The sequence below is a fragment of the Bosea sp. ANAM02 genome (genome assembly GCF_011764485.1).
Taxonomy (GTDB): domain Bacteria; phylum Pseudomonadota; class Alphaproteobacteria; order Rhizobiales; family Beijerinckiaceae; genus Allobosea.
The window spans coordinates 4546255-4557942 of sequence record NZ_AP022848.1 but is presented as its reverse complement, the minus strand read 5'-3'; the positions used below and the strand labels follow the sequence as shown (position 1 = coordinate 4557942).

Genomic DNA, 11688 nt, shown 5'->3' with positions numbered 1-11688 from the left:
GATGGGCTGGCTCGATCGCCCCGCGAGCGACACCCAGATCAGCCACGGCGCGCGGCTCTGGCTCTATGCGCTCGGCGTGCTGGTGCTGGCCTTCCTGGCGATCCCGACGCTGATCGTCATCCCGATGTCCTTCTCCCAGTCGCAATATCTGGAGTTCCCGCCGCGGGAATGGTCGCTGCGCTGGTACGAGGCCTATTTTTCCTCGTCGAGCTGGATGGCTGCGACCGCGACCTCTTTCAAGGCGGGCTTCTGCACGGCGCTCTTGGCGACGCCGATGGGCACGCTCGCGGCCTACGGCCTGCATGCCGGGCGCCTGCGCTTCGCCGGGCTCGCGATCCTCGCCCTGCTGACGCCGACGATCGTGCCGGTCATCCTCGTCGGCATCGCGCTGTTCTACGCCTATGTGCAGCTCAAGATGGTGAACTCGTTCGTCGGCATCGTGCTGGCGCATACGATGCTGGCCGTTCCGATCGTCATGTTGATCGTCGGTTCGGCCCTGAAGAGCTTCGATCTCGACCAGGAGCGGGTGGCGCGCAGCCTCGGCGCGACGCGGACCCAGGCCTTCCTACAGGTGACGGCGCCGCAGATCGGCTTCGCCCTCGTCACCTCGGCGATCCTGTCCTTCCTGACCTCCTTCGACGAGGTCGTGATCGCGCTCTTCGTCTCCGGCGGCGACAATGCGACGCTGACACGCATGATGTTCCTGGCGCTGCGCGACCAGATCGATCCGACCATCGCCGCGATCTCGACGCTCATGATCGTGATCACGTCGCTGCTGCTGGCGGTGTCGCAGCTCTTCGGGAAGAGCGAGAGCTGAGCAGCGCGCTACACGCCACGGCCAACTGATTTTACGGGGAACCGCGCCGTCATCCCGGCTCTTCGCTTCGCTCCGGCCGGGATGACTGGCTGAGGCGTTACGGCTTCTTCGGTTCGGTAGTCGGAGCCGCCTTAGCCCCACTCGTCCCGCCCAGGGAAGCTGCGAGCAGCACCTGCGTCGGATCGGCGCCGGGCCCGAGGGAGAGGGCCCCTAGAGACCGGGCGCGCCTTCTACCGCGCCTGGCTCGCGATCGCGGCGCTGGGTCTTGGCGCCTGTCCGGTCTCGGTGCTCGCCGACTGGCCGATCAGCAACGCCGCCCTCGTTCAGCGCCATCCGCTGCCGGCCGGACGCAGGCTCGTCAATGTCTTCCGGCTGGGCCATGTTCCGCCTGGCGCCGGGGTGCCGCGAGCACGCCTGCCTCTCGCGGAGCTGATCGTCTGACGGGGCTGTCAGTCGCGCCTGCGACGCGAACCAAAGCGATCGAGCAGGCGCAGGCACCACAGGGCAAAGCGCGCCATCGGTCGTTGCAGGATCGGAATATCGGCGGCGAGCAGGAGCAGACCGAGCGGCAGCATCCAGGCGCCGAGCACGGGCAGGAACGAGAAGATTCCACCTGCGATCAGGGCGATGCCGGCGGGGATGCGGATCAGCCGGGAATCGGGATGTCGCAGCCAGCGCAGGCTCCTGGCCAGCCGGGGTGGCAATTCACGCTCGATATGCTTGAAGGCGCGGCGCAATTCCTGCCTGGGCGAGAGCGGCTGCATGATCGGGTATCTGTCGCCTCGTCGGGGGCTAGATCAATTCCGCAATTCCGCATCGCGGAATTGATCTAAGTCTTTATTTTAACGTACTTTCTTCACGCGAACCGGTCTCCGCTTCGCTCGAAAATGCTTCAGCGGATAACGAAACCGCGCCGGCGCCCTTTGGACGTGTGGCAGGCGCAATCATCTCCGAGCGCTGCCGGTCGCGCCAGGGTGCATTGCCGCGCCTGCGTCCGGCAATGGCGCCCGAGGCCGCTCGTCCGCTCCGCCCGGCGATAAGACCGTCCCGATGACGGGCTCGGTTCGTAGAAGCGTGGGCTGGGCGCTCCGGCTCCGACCGGCGGCCCGGCTCCCGGAATTCCGCCCTGGCTCGAACGCAGCCGGATGTCCGGCACATTGTCGGTGATAGATGGCGGTCCCAGCCCCTGTCGCGGACCGCCCGGATAAAGCGGACCATTGCCGGGAGTCGCATCGAATTGGGCGCTGGCGGGCAGCGCAATCAGCATGGCCAGCAAGGCCGCCGTCGCTGCGGTTAGAATGCGCATCATGCTGTGCCTGCCTTCCCGAAATCGCCCATCGATTTAGTCTTCCAAGGCGATGAGCATAAGGCCGGTCTCGTGATCCCGCCGCTTTTTCAGATGGGCTGGCTGCTCGGTCAGGATGATCTCCAGCGTCGGGCGGACGACCCCCTTGTTCAGATGTCCCGCGACGGCGCCGCCATCGCGGCGCCCGAGAACGGCATGGACATGGACGCCGGGTTCGCCGCCGGGCTCGACGGCGATGTCCCCGGTCAGCGAGGCGACCTCGACCTGCTCATCGACCGGGATCGGCTCATAGGTCTTCTTCGACCAGTCGAAGAAGCTGAGCTCGGCGCGTTCGAAGGCGCCGATGGCCTTGAAGCTCGCGGCCGTCAGCCGATTGTCGCGGGCGAAGGCTTTCAGGCAGCCCATGGCCTCGTCGCCGGCATCGAGGATGATGGCGAAGGTCTTCTGCCCGTCGGCTTCGTGGATCAGTTTGTGTCGCATCGCCCGTCCATTTGCTTGAGTCCGCTTGGAACGCGAGGCGGATGGACGTGTTCCGCAATCTCAGCGGCTCGGACTGATGACGGAGGTGATCTCCGACCATGGCTGCCAGCCCAGCACCTGATAGAGGCCCCGGCCGTCCGGCGTCGCGATCAGCGTGCTCTGGCTCGCGCCGCGATCGATCGCGCCAGCTCCGACAGTACCGCGGTATCGAAAGCGCGCAGCACGAAACGGCCGCGCTGGTCCGGCTTCCCGACCTTCAGCCACAGCCCGCTCGGCACGGTCTCCGGGGCGGGGTAGCCGCGTGTCAGGGCATAGCCGAAAACCCAGATTTCGATGGGATTCATGGTCTGCTCTCCGCTCGTCAGACAGGCGGAGTAGGCTCGGACCGCACGATTCCGGCGCATATAAGTGCGCCGAATAGAGGCCGGAAATATATCATAGCGCGTGGCCGCTCCGTTCCCGGGCATGCCCGCTAAGATCGCGCAGCGTCAAAAAGGCGCTCGGCTGCCGAACCCGCACGCCCCCTCCGGGGGGCCTCGCGAGCTTGCCGGCCGGCAAAACGGGGAACCATGATGACCGCTCATTGTCCGGCCGGACGCTGCCTTCCGGCAGCCGCCTTCGCTCTGATGTCCGCACTCGCTGCCGCGACGCCTGCCTTTGCCCAGCAGGGCGGCATTCCGCTGCCGGCAGCGCAGAAATCCGCAGGGCAGATCGTCGTCGGCATCGAGACCACTTATCCGCCGATGGCCTTCAAGGACCCGAAGACCAATGAGCGTGCCGGCTTCAATGTCGAACTGGTCAATGCGATTGCCAAAGAGCTCGGCATTTCCGTGAAATGGGAGGAGATGAGCTTCGAGCAACTCATGACCTCGCTGACGACCGGTCGCATCGACATGATCGGCACCGCGATCAGCGATCTGCCCTCCCGCCGCGAGAAACTGACCTTCGTCGATTATCTCGCCACCGGCGCGCAGCCCTTCGCCCTTGCCGCGAAGGCGGGCGAACTGAAGAGCAATGCCGATCTCTGCGGCAAGACCGTCGGCGCGCCCCGCACCACGAGCTACATGCCGGTGACCGTCGCCTGGAGCGAGAAGAACTGCAAGGGCGCCGGCAAGCCGGCGATCACGGTGAACGGCACGGCCGGCGCGACCGCGACCAGGCTCGAACTCAAGCAGGGGCGGCTCGATGCCGCCGTGCTCGGGCCGGAATATGTCGCCTATCTCATGGCGGACGAGCCGAACACCTACGCCTTCGTCGGCGAGCCCCTGAACAAGACCTTGTTCGGCCTCGCCTTCGACAAGAAGAACGCCGAGCTGCGCGACGCAGTCGCGAAGGCGACCGCGGCGGTGATGAAGAACGGCGCCTATCAGCAGGCCCTGAAGAAGTTCGGCCTCGAACGGCAGCGCATCTCCGAGCCTACGATCGACGCCGGGCAGTGATTCCGGCTCGGAAACTGGGCTTGCTGCCAGCGAATGCACCCCGCCGCCGGCCGGCCGAGCCGGCGGCAGGTCTTTTGCTTGCCCTTCCTTTCACCGACGACCTCAAGCCATCGAGGCCAGATGACCGCTGAAACCGAAAACCTCATCATCGTTCCCCGCCGGCATGTCGGGCGGATCATCGGCGCCGCCGCGGTCTGCATCGCGCTGGCCGCGATCGTGCGCGCCTTCGCCGTCGGCCAGATCGAATGGGACTATGTCGCCGAATTCCTGACCGTGCCGGCGATCCTGACCGGCCTCGTCAACACGATTGTCATGGCGATCCTGGCGATGGTGCTCGGCATCACGCTCGGCGTCGTCTTCGCGGTGATGCGGCTCTCGGCCAATCCCGTGCTGTCGAACACGGCGATCGGCTATATCTGGTTCTTCCGGGCCGTGCCCGCGCTGCTGCAGTTGCTGCTCTGGTTCAACCTTGCGCTGGTCTTCCCGACGCTCGGCATCCCCGGCCTGTTCGCGTTCAAGACCGTCGACGTGATGACGCCCTTCGTCGCGGCTCTGCTCGGGCTCGGCATCCAGCAGGGCGCCTTCACGGCGGAGGTCGTGCGCGCCGGCCTGCTCTCGGTCGACAACGGCCAGTACGAGGCGGCGCAGACGCTCGGCATGACGCGCCTCCAGTTGCTGCGGCGGATCATCATGCCGCAGGCCATGCGCGTGATCGTGCCGCCGATCGGCAACGAGTTCATCGGCATGGTGAAGCTGACCTCGCTCGCCAGCGTCATCCAGTTCGCCGAGATCCTGCACAGCGCGCAGAACATCTATTATGCCAATTCGCGTGTCATCGAGCTGCTGATCGTCGCCGCCATCTGGTACCTGGTGGTCGTCACCGTGCTCAGCCTGATCCAGGGCCGGATCGAGGCCTATTACGCCCGCGGCGTCGCCGCGCCGGCGCAGCGCTGAGGAGCGGCAGGATGACCGACACCCTCCCGCAGGTCCGCACGACCGACCCCGACCATCTCGCCGCCGGCGCCCCGCTGGTCCTCGCCCAGAAGGTGGAGAAGCATTTCGGCCCGCTCAAGGTGCTCAAGGGCATCGACATCGCCGTGCCCAAGGGCGAGGTGCTCTGCATCATCGGCCCCTCCGGTTCGGGCAAGAGCACCTTCCTGCGCTGCATCAACCAGCTCGAGCGCATCGATGGCGGCGCGCTCTGGGTCTCCGGCGAGCGCGTCGGCTATCACCGCGAAGGCAACAAGCTCTACGAACTCGACGACAAGGCGATCGCGCGCCAGCGCCGCTCGATCGGCATGGTCTTCCAGCGCTTCAACCTGTTCCCGCATCTCACCGCGCTGCAGAACATCATCGAGGGGCCGGTGCAGGTCCTGCGCGAGCCGGCCGCGGACGCGACGCAGCGGGCGCTCGCCCTGCTGGAGCGCGTCGGCCTCGCCGACAAGCGCGACGCCTATCCCTCGCAGCTCTCCGGCGGCCAGCAGCAGCGCGTCGCGATCGCCCGCGCGCTCGCCATGCGGCCCGAACTGCTGCTCTTCGACGAGCCGACCTCGGCGCTCGATCCGGAGCTGGTCTCCGAGGTACTCAAGGTTATGCGCGACCTCGCCGAGACCGGCATGACCATGATCTGCGTCACCCACGAGCTCGGTTTCGCCCGGGATGTCGGCCATCGCGTCGCCTTCATGGACCAGGGCCAGATCGTCGAGCTCGGCGATCCGCGCACCGTGCTGACCGAGCCCAGGGAACCCCGCACCCGCGCCTTCATCAACGCCGTCCGTCACTGACCAAAGAAGGGGAATATCATGTCGAAGAAGTCCATCCTGCTCGGCCTTGCCGCCATCGCGCTCTGCGCCACCTCCGGTCTCGCCCAGGCCCAGGCCCTGCCGGCTCGCATCCTGGAGAAGAAGACCATCTCCGTCGCCAATGTGCCGAACTACCCGCCGCTCGAATTCAAGGACCCGAAAACCGGCACGCTGACCGGCCTCGACATCGATCTCGGCAATGCGATCGCCCAAAAGCTCGGCATCACCATCAAATGGGAGGAAATCGGCTTCGAGGCGATGATCCCGGCGCTGACCACCGGCCGCGTCGACATGATCCTGTCCGGCATGAGCGACCTGCCGAGCCGGCGCGAAACCCTCGACTTCGTCGACTACCTCGCCTCGGGCGCGCAGTTCTACACCAATGCCGACCGCAAGGACGAGTTCAAGGATCTCGCCGCGCTCTGCGGCAAGAAGGTCGGTGCCAGCCGCCGCACCTCCTTCCCGAAGGAGATGGAGAAGTGGAGCCAGGAGCACTGCGAGGCCAAGGGCAAGCCGGCCATGCAGATCGTCGGCACGGAAGGCTCGGCCGATGCCCGTACCCAACTGCGCCAGAAGCGCCTCGACGCCGCCGTGCAGGGCAGCGAGACCTTGCCCTATCTGATGAACCAGGACCCCGGCGTCTACGCCGTCCTCGGGGCGCCCTTCACCACGGTGCATCAGGGAATGGCCTTCGCCAAGAAGGACACCGAGCTGCGCGACGCCGTCGCCAAGGCTTTCGCCACCATGCTGACGGACGGCACTTATGCCGCCGTGCTGAAGAAGTGGGAGCTTGGCGAGGCCAAGGTCGACAAGCTGATGATCAACGGCGAAGCCAAGAAGTGATCAGGCCATAACGGCATCTCTCGCGCCCCGGCCATCCGGCAGGGGCGCTTTTCCCGAAAGACGCGTCCCATGCTGACCGATTTCCCCCATCGCATCGCCAACCTCGCCGACCCGGCGCCGGACTACCCCTGGCCGGACGGCTATCGCAGCGCGGTCTTCCCGGCCTTCGACGTCGATGCCGAGACGGCCTGGTTGAACTATGATGCGAAGAATACCGACCGGCTGGTGACGCTCTCGCATGGCGGCTACGAGGAGCGGGTCGGCGTCCCGAAGATCCTCGAGCAGCTCCGCCTCCAGGAGATCAAGGCGACCTTCTTCATTCCGGGCTGGGTCGTCGAGGTGCATCCGGCGATGTGCGAGGCCATCGCCAGGGACGGGCACGAGATCGGCCATCACGGCTATTCGCACAAGCGGCCGGAGCCCGGCGACTTCACCGTCGACAAGGAGGAGATCGACAAGACGCTCGACATCTTCAAGCGCATCCTCGGCGTCACCCCGGTCGGCTACCGCGCGCCCTCGGGCGAGAACTACGACGAACTGCTCGGCTATCTCCGCGACAAGGGCATCCTCTATTCCTCCTCCTTCCGCGACGATATCCGGCCCTATCGCCACAAGCTTCGCGACGGCTCGAAAGGCCCGATCGAGTTGCCGGTGGACATGTATTTCGACGACTGGCTCTACGGCCTGTCGCAGCGCTTCTCACCGCGCCCCATGTTCCCGAAGGAGCATGTGCTCTCGATCTGGAACGACGAACTCGATCAGCTCCGCGAATGGGGCGGCCTCGTCTCGATGGTGATGCATCCGCAGGTCTCCGGACGGCCGATGCGGATCGGCATCATGCGTGAATTCCTGGCCCGCGCTCGCGGGTTCGGCGACGTCTGGATCGCCACCGGCCAGCAGATCGCCGAGCATTTCATCGCGCAGGAGAAGAAGGCGGGCTGAGCCCGTCTTCCAGCCCTCAGCCCTCATCCTGAGGAGCCGTGGTACACGGCGTCTCGAAGGATGTTCCGGGAGGCTCCGGAACCATCTGGAGCATCCTTCGAGACGGACCTTCGGGCCTCCTCAGGATGAGGGCTCACGTATCCGGAGAGCCCAGGTGAAAGCGCCATGACCACCCGCATCCGCAACGCCGACATCGTCATCGCCTATGACGCGGCGGCCGACGACCATGTCTATCGCCGCGATGTCGATGTCGTTTTCGACGCCAGCGGCATCCTGCATCTCGGCGAGGGCTACACCGGCGCGGTCACCCGCGAGATCGACGGCAAGGGCTTCATGGTCATGCCCGGCCTCGTCGACATCCACTCCCACCCGTCGAGCGAGCCCGGCAATAAGGGCATGACTGACGAGGTCGGTACGCCCAAGCTCTACAATTCCTCGCTCTACGAGTTCCTCTGGCTGTTCCGTGCCGATGCGGAGGGCATCCCGCATCTCAACCACGTCGCCTGGTCGGAACTGCTGATGTCCGGCACCACGACGCTGGTCGATCTCTCCTTCCCGAGCGAGGGTTGGCTCGACCGCGCGGCGGCGAGCGGCCTGCGCATGGTGATGGCGCCGATGTATCGCAACGGCCGCTGGTTCACCCGCAACGGCTATACCGTCGAATACGAGCTCGACGACGCGGCCGGCCGCAAGGCGATGGAAGATGCCTTCAGGGTGATCGATGCCGCGCTCGCCCATGAATCCGGCCGGCTTTCCGGCATGGCCTGCCCGGCCCAGATCGATACCTGCACGGAGGAGCTGTTCCGCACCTCGATCGCGGCGGCCGCCGAGCGCAATATCCCGATCCAGACCCATGCCGGCCAATCGATCAGCGAATTCCACGAGATGGTTCGCCGCAGCGGGCTCTCGCCGGTCCAGTGGCTCGACTCGGTCGGCTTCCTCGCGCCCAACGCCTCGATCGCCCATGCGATCTTCCTCGACGACCATCCCTGGGTGCGCTGGCCGACGCGCACCGATCTCGCCCGCCTCGCCGAGACCGGCACCTCGGTCGCCCATTGCCCGACCGTCTTCGGCCGGCGCGGCTTCACGTTGCGCGATCTCGGCCGCTACCTGAAGGCCGGCGTCAATATCGGCATCGGAACCGACACCTTCCCGCACAACATGCTGGAGGAACTGCGCCATGCCGGCGTCTATGCCCGCATCACCGGCGAGAGCCATGCGGTCGTGACGACCGGACAGGTTTTCCGCGCCGCGACGCTCGGCGGGGCGAAGCTGCTCGGCCGCGACGATATCGGCCGGTTGGCCACGGGTGCGCAGGCTGATCTCGTCATGGTCGACCTGACCCACCCGATGATGCGCCCGACGCGCGACCCGCTGAAGAGCCTCGTCAACGCGGCCGCTGACCGCGCCGTCTCCCATGTCTTCGTGCAGGGCAGGCAGGTCGTTGCCGACGGCAAGGTCCTGACCATGGACTATCGCGCCGCCTCCGACGGGCTGGAGCAGGCGCAGCGCCGCGCACTGGCCAAGGCCTCCTCGCTTGACTGGGCCGGCCGCTCTGTCGACGAGCTCGCGCCGCCGAGCCTGCGCTGGGCCTGATCTGGCCTATGATTTGCTGACCGAATAGAGTGGTGCCACTCTATTCGGAATCCTGTCATGAATCTCCGCCAGATCGAACTTCTGCGCGCTGTCGTCCGCTGCGAGACCACGGTTCGCGCCGCGCAGGAACTGGGGCTGTCGCAGCCGGCAGTCAGCAATGCGATCAAGCATCTCGAAAGCCAGGTCGGCTTCCCGCTGTTCGAGCGCGTCAACAACCGCCTGTTCCCGACGGCGGAGGCGCGCACGCTCTACGAGGAATCCGAACCGATCTTCACCCTGCATGCGGCTCTCGAGGCCAGGGTGCAGGACATCAAGGAAAACCGCGCCGGCCATATCCGCATCATCGCGACGCCGCCCCTGGGCTATGGCGTCCTGCCGGCGGCGCTGCGCAACTTCCTCGCCAAGCGACCGAAGGTCAGGATCTCCTTCGACATCCGGCGCTTCGAGCATGTGCTGGAGAGCGTCGAGAACGGCACCGCGGAACTCGGTTTCGTCATGGGGCTGGACGATGATCGCGGGCTCGAAGCCGAGACCTTCTTTGCCGGCGACATGGTCTGCGTCATGCGGCCCGAGCATCCGCTAGCGACTAAGGAAACCATCACGCCGGAGGATCTGCGCGCGGCGCCCTACATCGCCCTCGAACAGGGAACCCGGATGGGTACGATCGTCCGCCGGGCCTTCGCGCAGGCAGACGTGCCCTTCCGCTTCTCCGTCGAGGTCCGCTATTGCAACACGGCCTGCGTGCTGGCGGAGAGCGGTGTCGGCGTCGCCGTGGTCGATCCCTTGTCTCCGGTCTTCAGCGGCCATTACGACCTCGCCATCCGCCCTTTCGCGCCGGCTTCGGAGGTCCGTGCTTCCGCCGTCCGCTCGCGCAAGCGTCCGATCTCGCGGGCTGCCGATGCCTTCCTGCGCGAGGTCCGGCTCGTCGCTGCCGAGACGGCCGCCAAGCTCGGCTCCGGTTGAGACGGATCGCGCTATTCAGCCTGCGAATGTCGCCCCGGAAATCCGCATAGACGGAGCCATTGTCCGGTTGACCGGGCTGGCCCAGAGTCCCCCGGCTGCCGTCCGGCAGCGCCTATCATGAGCCGAAACAGGCCTGGTCCTCGCCGCCGATCGCCGGTGCATGACCAGACCGTCCCGACACCCGACCGGACCGAGATGACTGCAACTGCCAGGACGCCCCATATCGACGCGGCGATCGCCACGGCTGTCGCCGCCCAGCGCAACTGGGTGGAGGTGCTGTTCGGTCGGCTGTCGGAGGGCAGCCGCGACGCTCCCGGCATCACGCGCGATACGTATGGCGCGGGCGAGGATTTCGGCCATCGCCTGCTGGTGGAGCATGGCGAGGCGCGCGGGCTTGCCGTCTCGCACGACTTCGCCGCCAACACCTATGTCACCCTGCCGGGCCGCGAGAGCGGGGCGCCGCGTATCCTGATGGGCTCGCATCTCGACAGCGTGCCGCATGGCGGCAATTTCGACGGCGCGGCCGGTGTCGTCGCCGGGCTCGTAGTCATCGAGACGCTGCGCGCGCTCGGCATCCAGCCATACTGCGACGTCACGGCGATGGGCGTGCGGGCCGAGGAGAGCGTCTGGTTCCAGGTCTCCTATATCGGCAGCCGCTCGGCGCTCGGCACCTTGCCGGATGGCGCGCTCGAAGCCCGGCGCATCGATGACGGCCGCGTGCTGGCCGCCAGCATCGATGCCAGCGGCGGCGATGCCGATGCGATCCGCCGGCGCGAGCGCCATCTCGACCCCGCCACGATCCGGGCCTTCCTCGAAGTCCATATCGAGCAGGCGCCGAGCCTGGTCGAATCGAAGCTGCCGGTCGCGATCTGCACCGGCGTGCCAGGCAATTTCCGCTATCCCGACGCGCGCATCGTAGGCCGGCACGACCATGTCGGCACGCCCCGCCGCTTCCGCCGCGACGCCGCCATGGCTGGCGCCGAATTCGCCGTGATGCTCGACCGGCTCTGGCAGGAGGAGGAGGCGGCGGGCTTCCCGATGGCGGTGACGCTCGGGCGCTTCCACACCGACCCCGCCGTCCACGGCCTGACGACGGTGCCCGGCAGCTTTGCCTTCAGCCTCGATGTGCGCGCCTATGATCCCGCCGTGCTGGAGCGCGTCGAAGCCAGGATGCTGGCCGCCATCGGCGAGATCGAGGCGTGCCGGCGTGTCAGTTTCGAACTCGGCGCCCGCGCCAGCGCCGCGGTCGGCCCGGTCGATCCGGGTATCGTCGCGGGGCTGAAGGCGGCGGCCGACCGGCAGGGCATCGCGACCATGCCGCTCGGCAGTCCGGCCTCCCATGATTCCGCCGCCTTCGCCGCCGCCGGCGTGCCGATCGCGATGCTGTTCGTGCGCAACGAGCATGGCAGCCACAATCCGTACGAGGCGATGGAGATCGACGATTTCCTGGCCGCCTGCACGATTCTCGCGGATTGGATCGTGCGAGAGGTCGCATGAACC

General features: G+C 66.7%; 12 protein-coding genes. 9 read left to right on the top strand and 3 right to left on the bottom strand.

Annotated features, from left to right (window positions below; translation table 11 throughout):
* Nucleotide 1 precedes the first annotated feature (1 nt).
* Nucleotides 2–817 (top strand): ABC transporter permease, encoded by an 816-nt coding sequence (locus tag OCUBac02_RS21750; RefSeq protein WP_173048624.1) that lies wholly within the window; start codon nucleotides 2–4, stop codon nucleotides 815–817.
* Nucleotides 818–1266: 449 nt separating this feature from the next.
* Here the strand turns inward: OCUBac02_RS21750 and OCUBac02_RS21745 are convergent, their stop codons facing one another.
* The 3 genes from OCUBac02_RS21745 to OCUBac02_RS21735 form a co-directional block, all read right to left on the bottom strand.
* Nucleotides 1267–1581 (bottom strand): hypothetical protein, encoded by a 315-nt coding sequence (locus OCUBac02_RS21745; protein WP_173048621.1) that lies wholly within the window; start codon nucleotides 1579–1581, stop codon nucleotides 1267–1269.
* Nucleotides 1582–2159: 578 nt separating this feature from the next.
* Nucleotides 2160–2603: a PPC domain-containing DNA-binding protein gene (locus OCUBac02_RS21740; protein ID WP_047579806.1), complete on the bottom strand. Its 444-nt coding sequence runs from the start codon at nucleotides 2601–2603 to the stop codon at nucleotides 2160–2162.
* A gap of 149 nt (nucleotides 2604–2752) precedes the next feature.
* Nucleotides 2753–2947 (bottom strand): hypothetical protein, encoded by a 195-nt coding sequence (locus OCUBac02_RS21735; RefSeq protein ID WP_047579809.1) that lies wholly within the window; start codon nucleotides 2945–2947, stop codon nucleotides 2753–2755.
* A gap of 282 nt (nucleotides 2948–3229) precedes the next feature.
* Here OCUBac02_RS21735 and OCUBac02_RS21730 point away from each other — a divergent pair, with 282 nt between their 5' ends.
* From OCUBac02_RS21730 to OCUBac02_RS21695, 8 genes are all read left to right on the top strand, one after another.
* Nucleotides 3230–4042: an ABC transporter substrate-binding protein gene (locus tag OCUBac02_RS21730; RefSeq protein WP_173048619.1), complete on the top strand. Its 813-nt coding sequence runs from the start codon at nucleotides 3230–3232 to the stop codon at nucleotides 4040–4042.
* A 120-nt stretch (nucleotides 4043–4162) separates the two neighbouring features.
* Entirely contained in the window at nucleotides 4163–4996 is an 834-nt protein-coding gene (locus OCUBac02_RS21725) for an amino acid ABC transporter permease (RefSeq protein WP_173048617.1), read from the top strand.
* A gap of 11 nt (nucleotides 4997–5007) precedes the next feature.
* Nucleotides 5008–5826, top strand: coding sequence for an amino acid ABC transporter ATP-binding protein (locus OCUBac02_RS21720; protein ID WP_173048615.1), 819 nt, complete (start codon nucleotides 5008–5010; stop codon nucleotides 5824–5826).
* A gap of 18 nt (nucleotides 5827–5844) precedes the next feature.
* The gene (locus tag OCUBac02_RS21715; RefSeq protein ID WP_173048613.1) at nucleotides 5845–6687 is read left to right on the top strand and encodes an ABC transporter substrate-binding protein; all 843 of its coding nucleotides are present in this window, start codon (nucleotides 5845–5847) and stop codon (nucleotides 6685–6687) included.
* A 69-nt stretch (nucleotides 6688–6756) separates the two neighbouring features.
* The gene (locus tag OCUBac02_RS21710) at nucleotides 6757–7629 is read left to right on the top strand and encodes a polysaccharide deacetylase family protein (protein ID WP_047579529.1); all 873 of its coding nucleotides are present in this window, start codon (nucleotides 6757–6759) and stop codon (nucleotides 7627–7629) included.
* A gap of 165 nt (nucleotides 7630–7794) precedes the next feature.
* A complete protein-coding gene (locus OCUBac02_RS21705; protein WP_173048611.1) occupies nucleotides 7795–9225 on the top strand; it encodes an amidohydrolase family protein in 1431 nt (476 codons plus the stop codon).
* Between the two features lie 57 nt (nucleotides 9226–9282).
* Nucleotides 9283–10188 carry a LysR family transcriptional regulator gene (locus OCUBac02_RS21700; RefSeq protein ID WP_173048608.1) on the top strand — a complete coding sequence of 302 codons (906 nt, stop codon included), beginning with the start codon at nucleotides 9283–9285 and terminating at the stop codon, nucleotides 10186–10188.
* Nucleotides 10189–10383: 195 nt separating this feature from the next.
* Nucleotides 10384–11685, top strand: coding sequence for a Zn-dependent hydrolase (locus OCUBac02_RS21695; protein ID WP_244639013.1), 1302 nt, complete (start codon nucleotides 10384–10386; stop codon nucleotides 11683–11685).
* The last annotated feature ends 3 nt before the right edge of the window (nucleotides 11686–11688 follow it).